The sequence below is a fragment of the Sphingomonas jeddahensis genome, from assembly GCF_001981525.1.
In the GTDB taxonomy this organism is placed as follows: domain Bacteria; phylum Pseudomonadota; class Alphaproteobacteria; order Sphingomonadales; family Sphingomonadaceae; genus Sphingomonas; species Sphingomonas jeddahensis.
Window position 1 is genome coordinate 1 of record NZ_MPSB01000008.1, and the last position, 17,735, is coordinate 17,735.

At 67.8% G+C, this 17,735-nt stretch carries 13 protein-coding genes and 1 pseudogene; 6 read left to right on the forward strand and 8 right to left on the reverse strand.

What is annotated here, in order from left to right:
- A pseudogene (locus SPHI_RS15125) lies at positions 1–216 on the forward strand (hypothetical protein); the annotation flags it as partial.
- A 6-nt stretch (positions 217–222) separates the two neighbouring features.
- Here the strand turns inward: SPHI_RS15125 and SPHI_RS09615 are convergent.
- Positions 223–864: a Tim44/TimA family putative adaptor protein gene (locus SPHI_RS09615; protein WP_144036179.1), complete on the reverse strand. Its 642-nt coding sequence runs from the start codon at positions 862–864 to the stop codon at positions 223–225.
- Positions 865–1,015: 151 nt separating this feature from the next.
- On the opposite strand from SPHI_RS09615, the gene secB reads away from it, so the two are divergent.
- From secB to SPHI_RS15315, 4 genes are all read left to right on the forward strand, one after another.
- Positions 1,016–1,528, forward strand: coding sequence for a protein-export chaperone SecB (gene secB, locus SPHI_RS09620; RefSeq protein WP_076744723.1), 513 nt, complete (start codon positions 1,016–1,018; stop codon positions 1,526–1,528).
- Between the two features lie 139 nt (positions 1,529–1,667).
- On the forward strand, positions 1,668–3,227 hold the full coding sequence (murJ, locus tag SPHI_RS09625; protein WP_076744724.1) for a murein biosynthesis integral membrane protein MurJ: 1,560 nt from the start codon (positions 1,668–1,670) through the stop codon (positions 3,225–3,227).
- Positions 3,228–3,236: 9 nt separating this feature from the next.
- Positions 3,237–4,244 (forward strand): tryptophan--tRNA ligase, encoded by a 1,008-nt coding sequence (gene trpS, locus SPHI_RS09630; protein ID WP_076744725.1) that lies wholly within the window; start codon positions 3,237–3,239, stop codon positions 4,242–4,244.
- Between the two features lie 152 nt (positions 4,245–4,396).
- Complete coding sequence (locus SPHI_RS15315; RefSeq protein WP_233130862.1) at positions 4,397–5,785, forward strand: sugar transferase; 1,389 nt, start codon at positions 4,397–4,399, stop codon at positions 5,783–5,785.
- A gap of 317 nt (positions 5,786–6,102) precedes the next feature.
- Here SPHI_RS15315 and SPHI_RS09640 read toward each other — a convergent pair whose 3' ends face one another.
- The 6 genes from SPHI_RS09640 to SPHI_RS09665 form a co-directional block, all read right to left on the reverse strand.
- Positions 6,103–8,208 (reverse strand): GumC family protein, encoded by a 2,106-nt coding sequence (locus SPHI_RS09640; protein WP_076744726.1) that lies wholly within the window; start codon positions 8,206–8,208, stop codon positions 6,103–6,105.
- A 35-nt stretch (positions 8,209–8,243) separates the two neighbouring features.
- A complete protein-coding gene (locus tag SPHI_RS09645; protein WP_144036180.1) occupies positions 8,244–9,509 on the reverse strand; it encodes an outer membrane beta-barrel protein in 1,266 nt (421 codons plus the stop codon).
- A gap of 83 nt (positions 9,510–9,592) precedes the next feature.
- Positions 9,593–10,054 (reverse strand): polysaccharide biosynthesis/export family protein, encoded by a 462-nt coding sequence (locus tag SPHI_RS09650; protein ID WP_233130845.1) that lies wholly within the window; start codon positions 10,052–10,054, stop codon positions 9,593–9,595.
- A 208-nt stretch (positions 10,055–10,262) separates the two neighbouring features.
- Entirely contained in the window at positions 10,263–14,375 is a 4,113-nt protein-coding gene (locus tag SPHI_RS09655) for a translocation/assembly module TamB domain-containing protein (protein ID WP_198927850.1), read from the reverse strand.
- Positions 14,375–16,300, reverse strand: coding sequence for an autotransporter assembly complex protein TamA (locus SPHI_RS09660; protein WP_076744729.1), 1,926 nt, complete (start codon positions 16,298–16,300; stop codon positions 14,375–14,377). The genes SPHI_RS09655 and SPHI_RS09660 overlap by 1 nt, the downstream gene beginning before the upstream one ends.
- Positions 16,301–16,348: 48 nt before the next feature.
- The gene (locus SPHI_RS09665) at positions 16,349–16,558 is read right to left on the reverse strand and encodes a hypothetical protein (protein ID WP_096348748.1); all 210 of its coding nucleotides are present in this window, start codon (positions 16,556–16,558) and stop codon (positions 16,349–16,351) included.
- A gap of 124 nt (positions 16,559–16,682) precedes the next feature.
- Between SPHI_RS09665 and SPHI_RS14780 the strand changes: the two genes are divergently transcribed.
- Complete coding sequence (locus tag SPHI_RS14780; RefSeq protein ID WP_233130848.1) at positions 16,683–16,856, forward strand: hypothetical protein; 174 nt, start codon at positions 16,683–16,685, stop codon at positions 16,854–16,856.
- 188 nt (positions 16,857–17,044) lie between these two features.
- Here SPHI_RS14780 and SPHI_RS09670 read toward each other — a convergent pair whose 3' ends face one another.
- Positions 17,045–17,659, reverse strand: a complete 615-nt coding sequence (locus SPHI_RS09670; protein WP_076744731.1) for a S24 family peptidase — start codon at positions 17,657–17,659, stop codon at positions 17,045–17,047.
- Positions 17,660–17,735: the final 76 nt, after the last annotated feature.

Genomic DNA, 17,735 nt, shown 5'->3' on the forward strand with positions numbered 1-17,735 from the left:
GTGCAGTTCGACATCGCCGCCAACCAGGTGGGCGAGGACGCGCACGAAGTGGAGCTGAAGATCGAGGTCCGCGCCGAGACGCAGGGCCGCGTGTTCCTGAGGAACGGGGCGGCGGCTGCGATCCCGGCGATGGCGGCGATGGCGGCACGACGCCGCCGACGCAGGCAGACAGCGCAAGCGCCGAGGTCAGCGCGATTACCCCCCGTTTCAGCATAACGCCCCTTAGGCTTCGTCGGTGTCCGACAGCTTCCAGTTCGGGTCGCTGCTGCGCAGGGTGCGCGCAAAGGTCCAGACGTCGTGCGTCTCGACCGCGTCGCTGGTGGAGCCGGCGATCACATTGCCTTCCGCATCGCGGGTGACGGCGGCGATCAGCGCATCGAAGCGGATGGTGATCCGCGCATCCTTGCCGATGAGCGACGCGCCTGTGATCGTCGCGCGTTCAATCGAGACGAGGCGATTGTCAAGCACCTGCCCCGCCTCGTTCCGCGCGGCGATGGCGTCGCCGAAGGCACGCGCGACATCGGGCGCGACCAGTTCGCGCAGGCCGTCCTCATCGCCTTTCCAGAAGGATTCGAGGATCATGCGATAGGCCGACTGGGCGCCTTCCATGAAGCGGGCGACGTCGAAGCCCTGTTCCGCGGCGATGATCGCGCGGATGCCCGGTTCGGCATTGCCCTCAAACGGCTTGACCGCCGGCTCGCGTGGCTCGCTCGCCTTTTCGACGGCACGCGGCAACGGCGCAGGGGCGACCCGCTCCTCCGCTGGCTTCGGCAATGGTTCATGCCCCGTCCGCTTGCCCAGCACCGAATAGAGGCGGAGGGCAAGGAAGGCGGCGACCATCGCAAGAAGGACTATGTAGAACACCCGGCCTCCGATACGCTAAGCTTGCAACATAGGCGCCAACGCCCCGAGTTACAAATGGGTGCGGGCGTTGAAACGGTGCGGGCCGGCTGCTAGGCGCCCGCCTCATGCGCGCGGCCGTTTGCCGCGCCCTTCATCCTCAAGGAAAGACGACATGGACGAGCAGGATAACGGCGCCGCCCTCGGCAACACGCCCCAGCCCAATGGCGAGGACACCGGCCCCGCGATCGGCCTTCTTTCGCAATATGTGAAGGACCTGTCGTTCGAGAATCCGAACGCGCCGGCGGTGTTCCAGAACCAGCAGGGTCCCGAAATCAACGTGCAGTTCGACATCGCCGCCAACCAGGTGGGCGAGGACGCGCACGAAGTGGTGCTGAAGATCGAGGTCCGCGCCGAGACGCAGGGCCGCGTCACGTTCCTGGTCGAGCTGGCCTATGCCGGCCTGTTCGGCGTCCGCAACGTGCCGATGGAGACGCTGCAGCCGTTCATGCTGGGCGAAGCGCCGCGCCTGCTGTTCCCGTTCGCGCGTCGCGTGGTGGCGGACACGATCCGCGACGGCGGCTTCCCGCCGCTGCTGCTGGAGCCGATCGACTTCAACGCGCTGTACATGCAGCAGGCCGAGCAGCGCGACGCGCAGCTGCAGGCGGGGAACTTCGGGCAGGCTTGAGGCTGCTTGAACCACAATAAGCCGGACGGGCGCCCCCTCACCCGTTCGGACTGAGCCTGTCGAAGTCCGTGTGTTCTGAACATGCCCTTCGACAAGCTCAGGGCGAACGGGGCGTTGTTGGCGGCCCGGGGGCATCAAGATGAACTTAACCCGTGCGCTTGGCTCCGTTGGCGGGCTGACGCTGGCGAGCCGTATTCTGGGTCTCGTTCGCGATTCTTTGTTCGCCCGCTTCGTGGGCGCGGGGTTTGCGTCAGACGCGTTTCTGATCGCGTTTCGGCTACCCAACATGTTTCGCGCATTGTTCGCGGAAGGCGCCTTTTCCGCGGCGTTCATTCCGATGTTCAACCGCAAGGTGGCGGACAAGGATGGGCGCGGGCTGGCCGATGGCGTTGGCTTCGCGAGCGATACGCTGTCGATCCTGCTGCCGATCCTGATCGTCTTCACGATCGTGATGGAGCTGGCCGCCTGGCCGGTGACGTGGTTGCTCTCTGGCGGGTTCAATGCCGCGAGCCGCGATGAGTTCGCCTTTGCCGTCGAGCTGTCGCGGATCACCTTTCCCTATCTGATGCTGATCAGCCTGGTGTCGCTGCTGGGCGGGATCCTCAATTCGCTGCACCGCTTCTGGGTCGCAGCGGCGGCGCCGATCCTGCTCAACGTGACGCTGATCGCGGCGCTGCTGTTCTTCCACCACGACAACAACCTGTTCACCGCGCGCAACCAGGCGATTGCGGTGACGGTGTCGGGCGCCTTGCAATTGCTGTGGTTGATCTGGGCGTGTCGCAAGGCGGGCGTGACGCTAAAGCTCAAGCGGCCGACGCTCAATCCCGAGGTGAAGAAGCTGCTGTCGCTGATCTGGCCGGCGGCTGCGGGGGCCGGGGCGGTGCAGATCAACCTTGTCGTGTCGACGGCGCTGGCGGCGAGCCTGCTGTCGGCGGGGTCGGTGAGCTATATCTATTATGCCGATCGGCTGAACCAATTGCCGCTGGGGCTGATCGGGATCGGGCTTGGCACCGTCCTCCTGCCGACGATCTCGGCGCAGCTTGGGCGCGGCGAGGACGCCAGGGCGATGGAGACGCAGAACCGCGGCATGGAGCTGGCGCTGTTCCTCACCCTGCCCGCGACCGCGGCATTGGTGGTGTGCGGCCAGCCGATCGCGGCGGCGCTGTTCCAGCATGGCGCGTTCACGCCGGCGGACACGGTGGCGACGGCGCAGTCGCTGGCGGCGTTCTCGATCGGGCTGCCGTCGTACATTCTGGTCAAGGTGCTGACGCCGGGTTTCTATGCGCGGCAAGATACGCGCACGCCGGTGCGCTATGCCACGGTGTCGATGGTGGTGAACCTCGTCCTCAACCTCGCGCTGATCTATCCGCTGGGGCATATGGGGCCGCCGCTGGCGACGGCGCTGGCCTCCACCGTCAACGTCATTCTGCTGTGGCGGGCCTTGGTGGCGCGGGGGCATTTCGTGGCGGATGCGCAATTGCGGCGGCGGGCGTGGCGGCTGGGCGCGGCGGCGCTGCTGATGGGCGCGGTGATGTGGTTCGCCAACGATCTGTTCCGCCCCTACACGACGGGGCCGAGCCTCACCCGCTGGGGCGCGATGCTGGTGCTGGTCAGCGCGGGCGCGCTGGTTTACTTCGCCGCGACCTTCCTGTTCGGTGCCTTCCGGGTGGCCGACGTGAAGCGGTTAGTTCGTCGATAAGGATCATCCATGCGTGTCGTCTCGGGCATCAAGCCCACCGGTAATCTTCACCTCGGCAATTATCTTGGCGCGGTGAAGCAATGGGTGGCGATGCAGGAGGAGATCCAGGCCGCCGGGGGCGAGACGATGTATTTCATCGCCGACCTCCATGGCCTGACCGAGTTCATCGCGCCGGCCGAGCTGACCGCAAACACGATCGAGATGACCGCGACGTTGGTGGCGGCGGGGATCGATCCGGAACGATCGATCCTGTTCAACCAGACGCGCGTGCCGGCGCATAGCGAGCTCGCCTGGCTGCTCAACAATGTCGCGCGGGTCGGCTGGCTGAACCGCATGACTCAGTTCAAGGACAAGGCGGGGAAGAACCGTGAGGGCGCCTCCGTAGGCCTCTACGACTATCCGGTGCTGATGGCGGCGGACGTGCTGCTGTATAACGGCACGCACGTGCCGGTGGGCGAGGACCAGAAGCAGCATCTGGAGCTGGCGCGCGACATCGCAGCGAAGTTCAACCTCGATTACGGGACGGAGCTGTTCACCCAGCCCGAGCCGCTGATCAGCGCCGCCGCACCCAGGATCATGAGCCTGCGCGATGCGAGCGCCAAGATGTCGAAGAGCAACCCGTCCGAGCAATCGGTGGTGAAGCTGATCGATTCGGACAGCGTGATTGCCGACAAGTTCCGCAAGGCGAAGACCGATCCCGATGCGCTGCCGGATAGCTGGGAGGCGCTGGAGGGGCGGCCGGAGGCGCGCAATCTCGTGACGATCTTCGCCGCGCTGGCGGATCGCACGCCGGAGGATGTGGTGGCGGAGTTTGCCGGGCAGGGCTTCGGGCAGTTCAAGCCGGCGCTGGCTGACCTCGCCGTGGCGAAGCTGGGGCCGATCCGTGACGAGATGGTGCGATTGTTGAACGACCGCGCGGCGATCGATGCGATCCTGGCGCGGGGGGCGGAGAAGGCGCGCGATCTTGCTGCGCCCGTGCTGGCGGATGCGCAGCGGGCGATGGGGTTGCTGGCGTAAAGTTACGCGCCAGCAGATACTTCCATACTGACCGTATTTCGCTCCATCGCGAGAACTTCTCGGATATAGCGTCTCCTGACAGGCGAAGACGAACAACGACAGTTTTGCTGTAACAAATCTTCGGAGCGCATAGGGGGGCAGGCGTGGCCGTGATGTCCGAGGTGATTTCGCCGCGCGACTGGCTCACGCCGGTCGATGCCGCCGATGCCCCAAACGACGACAAACGTGCCTTTCGCCTGCGCTTCTACATGGTACTGTTTGCGGGCGACATTCTGTCGCTAGCTGCCGGTTTCGCGATCGGGCGCTCCCTTGCTGATGCGCGCGGCATGCCGGTGGAGAACCTCGGGTGGCTCGCGGCGACCCTGCCTCTTTACCTGCTGCTCAGCACGCGGACCTTTACCTCGGAGACGCTGCAACGCTGGCGCCGCGCGGCGTGGCTGGCGATCGCCAATCTGCTCGCGGCGTTCCTGATGGCGATCTTTGTCGCCTTTCTGCTCAAGGAAGCGGCGCCCATCCCGCGGCTGAGCGCGGGCGTGGCCTTCGTCGCTGCGGCCGGGCTGCTGCTGCTGTCGCGCAGCATGGTCGGCTGGTGGAGCGACCGGGTGTTCCGCGACTCCGTGCTGAGCTGCGTGTTGATCATCGACGGCGTGGATATGCCGCGGCCCGCCGGGCTGAAGATCGTGGCGAGCGAGCCGATCGATTCCGCGCAAACCACGATCCACCCACTCGCGCTCGATCGGTTGGCAAGGCAACTGCGCGGGGTGGACGAGGTATATGTCGCTTGCCCGCCCTCCCGCCGAGCGACCTGGTCGACGGTGCTGAAGGGCAGCAGCGTGGCGTCGCAATTGCTGATCCCGGAGCTGGATGCGATCGGGGTGATCGGCAACAAGCGCTTTGCCGGAGTTGCCTCCGTGCTGGTCTCGGCGGGCGGCCTGGCGCTGCGCGAGCGAATAATGAAGCGGGCGCTGGACCTCGCCATCGTGGTGCCGGCGATGCTGGTGCTGGCGCCACTGCTGATGGTGGTGGCGGTACTGGTGAAGCTCGACAGCCGGGGGCCCGTGTTCTTCACCCAGACGCGCGTGGGCGAAGGCAACCACCTGTTCACGATGTTCAAGTTCCGCAGCATGCGGCAGGCTGAGGCCGATCGCGACGGGGCGGTTTCTGCGGCGCGCGACGATGCGCGCGTGACTCGGGTGGGCCGGATCATCCGCGCGACCAGCATCGACGAACTGCCGCAATTGCTCAATATCTTGAAGGGCGACATGAGTTTCGTGGGGCCGCGGCCGCACGCCATCGGCTCGCTGGCCGGGGATCAATTGTTCTGGGAGGTGGACCAGCGCTACCACCATCGCCACGTCTGCAAGCCGGGGCTGACCGGGCTTGCGCAGGTGCGCGGCTTTCGCGGCGCGACGCACCGGCGCGAGGATCTGCTCAATCGGCTCGACGCCGATCTGGAATATGTCAACGGGTGGAGCCTGATGCGGGATCTGGTGATCCTGTGTGCGACGCTGAAGGTGGTGGTGCACCGCAATGCGTTTTGAGGTGAGGCTGCCGTTGCGGGCTCGCCTTTCTTCTGGGGCTTTGGGGTGGCTTTCGGGCTTCGCACCTGGCGGCTCGTGCTCAGGGCATCGCTGGTTGATTGGCCCCCGCCTACTTTCGTGCTGAGCTTGTCGAGAACGCGTTTCGCAGGTGTGGCACGCGCTTCCACAAGCTCGGGGCGACCGCCGGGTGGGTCGGCGTTCGCTCGCCGGGAGGTCGGGACGGCTCGAGCTTTGTTCCGGGCCCAACGGTTCCGATTGGGCCCGCTCTGGCGACCGTTTCGGTTTAGCTATTCCCCACAAGAGTGGCCCCGACCCTGTCACGCGGCACGATAATAGTCCGAGTAGAGTTTCGAGTGGTGATACAATCCGCCGACCGCGGGGGCGGCCGGATCGACTTGGGTGAGGATCACGCCGACCGGGTTGCTGCCGTCGGTGCGGAGCCAGGACAGGGCTGAGGCTGCGGCTGGCGCAGGTGTGGCGTTCCATTTGATGACCACGGCGGTGGCATCCGCCAGCGCCGCGAGCGGGCGGCCATCCGCCAGACCGATCAGCGGTGGCAGGTCGAGGACGATGTGACCGTAACGGTCGCGTAAGCCGGCGATCAGCCGCTCCATTCGGCCTTCGCCGAAGGGATCGTCCGCCTTGAAGAAGGGGCTGCGGACGAGGAGTTGGTCGAGGTTGGTGACGTCGCCAGGACGGATCGCCTCGCCGGCGTCCGCTTCGCCGCGCAGAACTTCGATGAGGCCTGGTCCGGAGGAGCCGCTGCGCACCAGTTCGCGGAGCACCGCTCGGCGGATGTCGCATTCGACGATCAGGGTCGGCGTGCCACCGATTGCCAACGTTCGCGCAAAGGCCAAAGCAACCGTGGTCTTGCCCTCCGCCGGCAGGGCTGAAGTGATGGCGATCACCCTGGGCACATGTTCCTCCCGCGCACCAAGAATGGCCGCGCGGGCGATGCGTAGGCTTTCGGCAAACATCGACGCTGGCCGTTCGAGCATCACATCCGCCGGGTTCTGTCCACTGCGCACGCGGGGCACGACCGCGAGCACCGGAACGCCAAGCCGATCCTCGATCTCCTTTATCGAGCGCAACCCGCCGCCGGACAGCTCAATCACCGCCACCGTCCCCATGCCGGCCGCCATCGCAACGATCAGGACCAGGGCGTAGAGCAGCGGCTTGTTGGGCGCGCTCGGCCGCACCGGCGGTGCGGCGCGTTCGATCACTTCGGCTTGTGCGATCGGCAGGCGGGCGGCCTGCATGCTTTCGAGGGACATCTGCGAGGTTCGTTCGTAGAGCGCCCGCTTGGCGGCGGCCTCGCGCTCCAGTCCGGCCGCGATTACCGCATCGCGGGTGCTGTGCTCGCGCTGGTGCTCAAGCATGTCCAGCGAGGCGCGCAGGCTGCCGGCGCGGGCCTCGGCCGCGGCGGCGCTGGCCTGGAGCGAGCCGATGACGCGCTGCGCCTCGGCGTCGATCTGGCCGTCGAGCGAGGCGAGCTGGTTGGCGACGCGAATGCTTTCCGGGTGGCGCTCGCCATAGCGGGCGTCGATCTCGCCACGGGCGCGCAGCACCTCGGCACGCTGACGCCGCAGATCGGCGATCACTACCGAGCCGAGCACTTCGGACACCGCATCCATGCCGCCGCGCGCCACCTGCGCGCGCGCCGCCGCGAGGTTCGACCGGGCGGCGGCGGCGTCGGACTCAGCGCTGGCGAGGCTACTCGCGAGCGGCGCGACTTGCTGATCGCTGATCGTACCGGCGCCAGGGCCGGCGCTGCTATGGACGATGCCGGCGCGCGCGCGGTAATCGGCGGCGCTGGCCTCGGCCTCCATCACCTCACGGCCGAGTTCATCGAGCCGCTGGCGAAACCAGGCGCTTTGCCGTTCCGCGGTGCCGACCCGGTTGGTCATGCGGCGATCGATGTAGCCTTCTGCGAAGGCATTCGCGAGCGCCGCCGCCTTTAGCGGATCGGCGGAAGTGAAGCGGAGCTGGAGGACGTAGGCCATCGCCTCCCGATCCACGGTGAGGTGCGACAGCAGGGCAGCGGTGACGGCATGGCCGGATGCCGCTGTGCCGTTCGCAGGAGCAAACTCGGGATCCGCCCGCAGATTGTGCGCGGCGGTAATCGCCTGTGCCAGCTCGGGCGAGCGTAGCGCCATGACTTCGGTATCGATCGCCTCGGGGGTCAGTTCCGCGCGCTGCGCCTGTGCGTTGCCGGCGAGTGGACTGCGCGATGGATCGAGACGGATGCGGGCAGCAGCGGTGTAATGCGGCGGCATCGAGGCCACCGCGAGAACGCCGATCAGCGTTACCGCGCTCACGATGCCGATGAACAGCATCCATCGGCGGCGTAGCGCATCGCTGACCCGGGCCACCACATCGCCCATGCGTGCGTCGGGTTCGGGGGCCCTGAGCTTGCCTTCCATGCGCGTCTTGCCTCGTTTCTGCTCTGGACCGATCGTCAAAGGTGGTAGGCAAGCCCCGCCTCGATGCGGCCCTCACCGGCGTAATTGCGGAGCGGGCCATCGCGGGCGTGCCGCCGGGCATAGCTCATGCCCGCGGTGAGCGTGGCGCGGCGCGAGACGAGGTAGCGGGCAGCGGCGGCGAGCCGGTAGGTGCGGTTCTGCCGGTTGGTGCCGATGACTGCCTGCCACCCGTAATCGCCGCTTGCCGACAGGATGAGGTTGGCGAGCGCCTCGTAGTCGCCGCCAAGCGTTACGCGATTGTCCCAGAAAGGCTGGGGCACGGCGCGGTCAGCGGCCGATTCCTCAGCCGTGCGGCGGGCGGCAGCGGTAACCGTGAACCGGCGAGTGAGAAACAGCTCGCCGCGCCCCTCCACGATCGCGCCGCGCACTGGCGCGATGCTTGCCATCCGATAGTCGCGAATGGTGTACCCGACCGTAAGCGTGCCGCGGGCGCGGCCGGCGATGTCGGCGTTGAAGCCCAAAGCGGCGCGGATCGCATGCGAGTTGAGCGCCGGGCGGCCGTAAGTCGTGTCCGTTACGCCGATCTGCCCGAAGAGCGACACGCTGGGCGTGCGGGCATGTTCGAACTGGCCGACGAGCCGGGTGACCTCGCGATCACGCGCCGCCTGATCGCGCACGGTGCCATCGACCAGCTCAAGCGGCGCAAAGCGGAAGCGCGCCCGATCCGCCGCGACGAAAGCGCGTATCCGGCCGCTGGTATATTGCGCCCGCACCGCCGCGGCATCGCGCCGGAAGCGCGACAATGCCGCCACGTCGGACCCAACTTCTCCTGAGAACAGATTTTCCGCGCCGCGCGAGGCGCGTGCCTCTCCGATAATGGTCAGCGCACGGCCGAGATCGAGCCGGCCGCTGCCGCCGATGTCCCAGGTGCGCTCGTTACGGCGCGGCTCGCCGGCGAAGCTGCGCAGTAGTGCGGCGGCGTCGAGACGGAGCGAATGGCGCGACCATAAGGATTGCACGCGCAGGCTGGGTTCGAGCGCCGCAAATGGTGCGCCCACTTGGCTCCGGGGTGTCAGATAGACGTTGCTCGACGCGCCAGCGGTGGTCCTGAGTTGCGGAAAGATCATCAGTCCGCCCAGCCGGCCGCCAAGCGGGGCGTAGGACGGACGCGGGCGGGACTGGACGCTGACGTTCCGATCGCGATCGACATCCTGCATGATCGGCGGCTGCACGAGCAGGCCGTCTTGCGCCTGCACAGGCGAGACTGTGCCGGCGATGACCAGCATGGTTGACGCGAGCATCAATCGCCCGATCGCCACGGCCTTTCCCTTCCCCAACGATCAAATGTGTTGCTGCGCCAGGCCGGCGAAGCGGAAGCTGCGTTTCAGAAGAAGCGTTCACCGACGCGGATCGTGTCGCCGGGGCGGACGATCAGTTCGGGCGTGAGCCGATAGTTCACCTCATCCTCGCCGCCCTGCGGGCGGATGCGGATCACGGCGCGGTCGGCGCGCGGGGTGAAACCCTTCGCCGTCGCAATGGCGTTGAGCGCGGTGAGGCCGTTTGCGTAGGAATATTGGCCTGGCGCAGCCACTTCACCGAGGATGTAGAAGGGACGAAAGGCGATCACGTCCATCGCGACCTTTGGATCGCGCAAGTAACCGTCGCCGAATTGCGCGCGTGCCTGTGCCGCGACCTGAGCGACGGTTTTTCCAAGCGCTGGAATGGTGCCGATCAGCGGCAGCGAGATTGCGCCGTCGGGATTGATCCAGAACTCGCCGGTCAGGCTGGGTTCGTTGTAAACGGTAACCCTGATCTTGTCGCCGACCCCAAGTCGGTAATCGGTCACCGACGTATCAGCGGCAACATAGCGGTCGCCAACAGAAACAACCGGCCCGGCGCCTCGCTCCGCACAAGCGGACAGGCACGCAACCAGGCAGACTAGCGACCCCGTTCTAAGCAACATGGTTCCCCCAAACCATGATGAATGACAAGTACGTCAATTACATGCGAGCACCGGGGGAGCAAGCCTCCACGATGCCTTGCCGGAGGGTAATTTAATAGTCGCGCGAGATACGAACGTTGGCACTTTGGCGGCCGAGCGTCGAGATGCTGGACAGGAGCGAGAGCCAGCGCGTGATCTGGAATTCGACGCGGGTTGCGGAATAGCCCTGACCATCGGTGACGATCTCCGCATAAAGCCGCCGTGTCACATATTTGCCGGCGGCAATCGAGGTTCCCTGGCCGGTCTGTGGATCCGCGGGAAGGATGCGGAGGCGATCGAGGCCAGCGGCGCGGCGGACGACGTTGATCGGGTTCAGGCCGCCATCGCCATCGCGTAGCGCCGCCACCGCGGCGGCGAGCTGCAAGGCTTCGGGCGCAGACAGATTGGTGATCGACGTGCCGAACAGCAGGCGCGAAAGCAGCTCGTCCTGTGGCAGCGCCGGGGTGCTGGAGAAGGTGATTTCCGGCTTCAGCGCGACGCCGGTGACTCGGATCGAGGCGTTGAGACCGGTGCTGTCGGCATTGGCCTCGATGTCGAGCGCGGGGTTGGCGGGCACCTCGCCGGCGAAGCGGATCACGCCGCGTTCGAGCTCGAACTCGCGGCCGGCGAATTCATAATCGCCGCGGATCAGGTCCGCCCGGCCGGTGATCGCGGGATTGTCGGGCGCGCCGCCGATCTGGAGGTCGGCGGACCATTCGCTGGTGAGGCCGAGACCGGTGACCGCGAGCTGGTTCGCCGCGCGTGCCTTGATGTCCAGCCGCCATGGCGCGGGCGGCACGATCGTCTCGTCGCTGCCCTCGGGCTGGTTGATCTCGCGGATCGTCAGCTTGGGGATGGCGCTGGCAGCGCTGGCCTGGCCGAAGCGGTAGCGGCTGCGATCAAGCTTCACCGTGCCCGAGATGGTGCCGCCCTGCCCGCTCGACTGGAAGCGCAGCGGGCCGGACACGGTGGCGCCGATGTCGTCGCGGTTGATCATCACCGCATGATCGGCGTCCAGGGTGAGATCGAGGCCGATGCCGCCATTGCCGGCGAAATTGAAGCGGCCGGTGCCGGTCACCTCGCCGTCGCGGCCGGCGGCAGCGGTGAAGCGGTCGATGGCGAGGCGCGAGCCGGCGAAGCGGCCGGCGGCCTGGACGTTGCTGAGCACGGTGCCGGTGGTGGCGCTTTCGATGCGCGCGCCCTTGGCCTCGACCGAGCCGCGGATGGTGGGATCGGCGACGGTGCCGCTGACGTCAGCGGCGATCGCGATCGGGCCGGACAGATCGAACAATTCGACGCGGCTGAGGCGCCAGAGCGTGTCGGCAGGGCCGTCATAGCGCAATTGCGCGAACAGGCCGGCGCGCGCGATCCGCGTGGCGAGATCGCCCTCGCCGAGCCGGAGCAGCGCCTGGGCGCGTCCGATCGTCTTGCCGCCCGAGGCGACCACCGCACGCACGCCGGCGCGGTCGGCGGTGAGCACGCCGGCCAGCCCCATGTCGATTGGGCTGGAGGAGGTGAGCAGGCCGGAGCGGGTGAGGCCGCGCACCGTTATGTCGATCCGTCCGGTCGGCGCGGCGCCGGCCGTGCTGACATAGCTGAGCGTGCCCGAGGCGCTGCCGCCGAGGCCGAGGCCGGGATAGCCGATGTCGAGCACCGCGAGCGGCATCTTGGCGAGCGTCGCGTCGATCGCGTTGCTGTCTTCGGTGAAGCGGCCAGTGACGGTCGCCTCGCCGCCCGCGAAGGTGAGCTTGGCGGGGGCAAGGCGCCAGCCCTCGCCATCGCGCGTCAGAACCGCGGGGGTGTCGAGGCGCAGCGGGCGGCGGTCGACGGTACCCTGCGCGACGACGCGGTAGCTGTCGGGCGTGACGTCGATGACGCTCTGGATGTCAAAGGCGCGGCCGCGCGAGCCGGCGATGGCGGCGCGGACCTGGCCGGCGCCGTCGCGCAGCTTCGCATTGCCGGCGAAGCGCGCGAGGCTCATCGCGCCGCGGCGCAGGCCGGTGCCGTTGAAGGTGGCGTCCAGCGTGGTGCCGGCCGGGTCGAGCACCGTGACGAGATCGAGCCGCGCCTGGCGCACCGTGGCGGTGTCGGCGAGGCGGGCGTTGCGCAGCGCCAGCCGCGCCTCGATACGCTGGACCTCGCCGACGAGGCGGAGCAGCACCTCGCCCTGGATGCCGCCGCCGGCGACCGCGAGGCGGCCGTCGAAGCCGCCGGTGACGATGCCGATCGTGCCGGCGGCGCGCGTGCCGCTGACGTCGAGCCGCGCCACCTCAATCTGCGCATCGGCGCCGCGCGGGAGCAGGATCTCGCCCTCGCCGCTGAACGGGCCGAGGCGCGAGCGGCCGGCGGCGGTGACGGCGAAGCCGCGCGGGCTGGGATCGAGGTGCGCGCGCACGTCGCGCAAGCCGAGCGCTTCGTTGGGGCGCTGGAACACTAGGTCGAGCGTCGGGCGTTCGATGCGGCCGTCCAGCTTCAGCGTCACCGGACCATAGGTCGATTGCTGGCCGGCGCCGGCGAAGACAAAGGTGCCGTCGCGGCGGCGATAGCCGTTGCCGGTGAGGCGGATCGACGGGCCGGTCAGTACCAGGTTGCGGAAATGGAGAATGCCGTCGGGCGTGCGCTCGAGGTTGGTGACGATGCGCGGCAGGCCGCCCGCGAGGCTGCGGAAGAAGCCATTGTCGAGCCGCACCATCTGCGCGGTGCCGGTGCCCACCACGCGGGTGCCGCGGCGGCCGGGGCCGGGGACGACTCGCAGGCGCGAGGTGACGTCCACCACGCCGAGGCCGGGGATCAGATAGCGGCCGAGCGCACCGTTGAGGCCGACCTGATATTCGCCGGTCCTGAGATCGAGCACCAGGCCGATGCGGCCGGTGAGCTTGTCCGAGCGTAGCCGCAGATCGTCGCCGGTGACGATCGTAGGCGTCACGCGCAGCACGCCATCGACCGATAGGTTGCGCAGAATGCCGCCGGCCACATCGCCGACGCCGGTCACGCGCGCGGCGGTGAAGCGAGCGGGAAGCAACACCGGCGCTTTCGACAGCCGCCCCTTGCCGGCGACGCGCGCCTGTTCGAAGCCGGTGTCGTCGAAGGCGAAGCGCGCGGCGGTGATGCGATAGTCGAAGCGGGCGGTGGCGAAGGGGCCGTCCAGCACGGCGCGCAGCTCGACATTGCGCCCGGTCATGTTGGCGAACAAGGCCGGCGGGCGCAGCAGGCGCGCCTTGATGCGCAGATTGCCCCAGGCGCTTTCGGCGAGATCGGCGATGCCGGTTGCGTCCACGGCCAATGCGGCGGAGCGGAGCGAGAGATTGCCGTCGAGGCGGCGGTCGGCGAGCGTGGCGGCGCCGTTGACCATGACGCCCGGCGCGGTGAGCCGCTGGAGCTTGCCTTGCGTGAGGCTCGCGGGCGAGACGCGGCCGGTGAGCGTGTAGGCGCCTGCGCGGTTGCCGAGCGCGAGATCGATCACGCGCACCTCGCCCGCCGTGGCGATCGCCCGCCCCTGCCATGCCGCCCAGCGCCCCGCGCCGCCGATATCGAGCGCCAGCGGCTTGCGGATGCCGGAAAGCCGCGCGAGCACGCCGCTGGCGGCGCCGCGGGCGCGCACGTCGATGTCGAAGCGGTTGCGATCGGGCGCCGCGTCGATCTTGAGTGCGAGCTGGTCGCTGCCCTGAACCATCGCGTCGATCGCAACGAGCGCGCGGCCGTCGCGAATATCGGCGCGCCCGTTGAGTCGGCCATAGCGCAGCACGCCGGTAACCTTTGGCGCGACCACCAGTCGGTCGACGGTCAGCCGGCCAATCGTGATGTCGAAATCGGGCAGGATCGGCGACGCGCGCCCGGTCGGTCGGGTTTTCGGCAGCTTGGCCAACATCGCGACGGGGACGCGCAGCGAGCGGATGTCGAGCTTGTTGGACAGCCAGGCGAACGGGCGCCAATCGAGCTCCGCGCGGGGTGCGGCGAACACCAGCCCCTCGGGATCGTGGACGCGCACGTCGCGCAGCACCGCGGCGCCGTACAGCGAGCCGTCGATCCGCCCCACCGTGAAGCGCAGGCCGTTGGCGGGGCGCGCCGCGTTGATCCGTTCCGCCACCCAGCGGTGGCCCACGTCTGTGTCGACGATCCATAGGCTGGCGGCGGCGATCGCGACCAGCGCGACAATCGCGCCCGCCACCCAGCGCAACCAGCGCATCAGAAGGCCTGGCCCAGCGAGACGTACACCGCGACTCGCGAATCGCCCGGCTGCGGGTTGATCGGGGTGCCGACGTCGATGCGGATCGGCCCGAAATTGCTGTAATAACGCACGCCGACGCCGGCGCCGTAGCGCAGCCCGGAGAAGTCGGGCAGGCCGGCGGTGTAGATGTTGCCGCCATCGAAGAACGGCACCACGCCGAAATTGCCGAACGCCTTGATCCGGCCCTCGATCGCGAATTCGGCCAGGCTGCGCCCGCCGATCGGATCGTTGTTGGGATCGCGCGGGCCGATCGACTGATAGCCATAGCCGCGCACCGACGCGCCGCCACCGGCGTAGAAGCGCCGCGAGGGTGCGATCTCATCACGCGGGGCACCGAGGATCGTGCCGAGCCGGATGCGGCCGGCGAGCACCACGCCGTCGCGGATCGGGTGGTAGGCGCTGGCATCGAACTGCGTGCGGGCATAGCCGAATGCCGTGCCCTGCAGCGAGAATTCGGGGCTGAAGCGGCCCCCGAGGCGGAAGCCGCGCGACGGATTGAGCAGATCGTCCGACCCGTCATAGCTGAGGCTGGTCGGTGCGGCGGCGATGAAGAAGGTGCGGCGGCGCGGCTGGCCGGTGGTGACGATCACGTCGCGTTCGTCCGACGCGACCAGTTCGGCGCCGAGCGACCAGGTCCAGGTTTTCTGGAAGAAGATGTTGGTCTGCCGTTCGAGGCTGCCGGAGAGCGAGAAGGTGTTCGCCTCATAAGCGTCGCGCCGGGTATGCGCGGCGGAGATCTGGGCGGTGAGGACGCGGTCGCGGCCCTCGAAATTGTTGCGGCGGAAGGTGACGGCGCCGAGCTGCTCCTGCGTGCCGAGCACGGTGCGCAGCGTCAGCGCGCCTTCGGGCGGAAACAGGTTGCGATGCGTCCAGCTCGCCTCGACGCGCGCGCCTTCGCCGGTGCCATAGCCGATCTCGCCCGCGATCGTGCGCGGCGGGGCGGGTTCCAGCCGGACATCGATGTCGACCGTCTCTGGCGTGGTGCCGGGCACCGGCTTCACCTCCGCAACGGAGACGAGCCCGGTCTGGATCAACGCGCGCCTGAGATCGTCAAGCGCGGGGGCGTAATAGGGCTTGCCCGGTTCGAAGCGGGCGATTTCCTGGACGTGATCGGCGTCAAAGACGCGGTTGTTCGGATTGGCGCGGATCTGCCCGAACACGCGCGCGGTGCCGGGATCGACACTGACGTCCAGCGTCGCGGTGCGCGCCTCGCGATCGATCGTGACGACGGGATCGCTGATTTCCGCGAAGGGAAAGCCCTGTTCGCCGGCCTCGACGCGCAGCTTCGCTTCGCCCTCTGCGATGCGATCGGCGTTGACGGCGTCGTCGCGCTCGACGCCAAAGGCGTTGCGCAGCGTTTCGGCCTTGTCACCCGCCGCGGCGACGCCGGCGATCGTCACGTCTTTCAGCCGGTAGATCGGCCCCGCCTCGACCGCCAGCACGACCAGCGGGCGCCCGCCCGTCGTTTCGATGCGGGTTTCGACCGAGGCGTCATAATAGCCTTCAGCGCGCAGCAGGGTGACGAGCAGTGAGGAATCCTCGCGCGCGCGGCGATCGAGTTGCGCGGCATTGGCTGGCTCTCCATCATTCTGATCAAGCACGGACAGTTCGGCGAAGCGCTGCCGCAGCAGCTGGGTGCCGGCACTGTCGAGTCCGTCGATTCGCCAGCCGTACCGCGCTTCACCGATCGTTACCGATTGCGCCCGTTCGGCCGCGGCCGGCTCCGGTGGCAATTCCGGCCAGGCAACGCCGATATCGGGCATCTCGGCGAGCGGCGCTTCGGGATCGAGCGCAGGGGCGCTGCTCTGTTGCGCCACGACGGACGGCGCGGTGAGCAACGCGATCAGACCTGCTGCGCCGATCGATGCGCCCCGCCCATACATGCTTTGGCCCTAGGGCGTTGATTGCACGTGAGCAATGCCGGCCGGCGTTCAGTGCACCGTGCCAGACGGGGCGTTCGCCGCAAGCAGGCGGACGAGCCGCTCCACCTGGCGCCAGCGGCAGAAATGAACGACATTGCCGAGCGTGCGACTGTGATCCGCCCGGATCGCCGCTTCATCCGCGGCATAATCGCCGAACACGCGCATCAGGGAAGCCGCGTCCGCCACCATGTGGCGGTCGGCGAGATACAGTTGTGACAATGGCGCCCCTGTTTTCTAGTCGTCGCTGTGCTCTACCGAACGGCACCCACCAGCCGGTGAATGGCGAAGGTTAACGCCTGTCGGATGGTGACAGGTCGGCGTTCGGCGTGGCAAGGTGATTGTTATGGCTCCCTCCCCCCAACGTTCCGGCTCCGCCGGTGGTTTTCTTGTCGCCGTTTGTCTTGTGATCGGCACCATCATCGGCTTGGTCGTGGGACAGCCGTCGATCGGCTTTCTCGTCGGACTGGGCGTCGGTGCGCTGGCTGCGCTGGTGCTGTGGTTGAAGGATCGGGGGTAAGCGCTGCCGGAGTGTTTCGGGTACGTGCTTCGACAAGCTCAGCACGAACGGGGCAATGGCATTCGCTCTGTCCGAGACTAGGTAATTTGCGAGCATCCTGATCCGTTCGCCCTGGGCTTGTCGAAGGACGTGTTTCCGGCACGTACTTCGACAAGCCCAGGGCGAACGGAAGATTGGTCCACAACCACTCAGGGCTGGCGCAGCAGTAATTTGACGCGGCCGACCACCACCGCGTCCTCCGGCGCGCAGCGGACCGGCGGGTAGTCGGGATTGTCGCTGAGCAGCAGCAGCCACTCGCGTTCGCGGCGCAGGCGCTTGACCAGCAGATCGTCGCTACGGCGGACCACGTAGATCCCGGCAGCGGCCAGCTTCACGTCGCTGCGATCAACCAGCAGCCGGTCGCCCGGGTGGATCGTCGGCAGCATCGATTCGCCCGTCGCGTCGATCAGCGATGCCTCAGCCGGCGAGATGCCGGCGTCGCGCAGCATTGGCGCGGCAAAAGCTTCGTGGCGGATTGTGCGCTCCTGCGCTGCTGCAACGCCGCGACCGGCGGATGCCGCCACCGTCAAATACGGCACGGCGATCGTGCCTTCACGCGGCAGGCCGCCGAGCAGCGCTTCCTCCACGCCCAGAAACTGCGCCAGCATTTGGCGGTCGCGCTCGGCGAGCTGGCGTGGGGTGCCCCGGCGAACGAATTGCTGAAGATACGCGAGGTTGCGGCCGATCAGCCGCGACAATTCGGACAGGCTGACGCCGCGCGCCGCCGCCAATCGCTCCAGCGTCTCGCCAACCGTTTCCGCCATGGCCGGATCATAGTCTAGGATTTTTCCTAGACAAGTTGGAAAAGTTGCAGGAACAAACATGGAACAAAGCGACTCG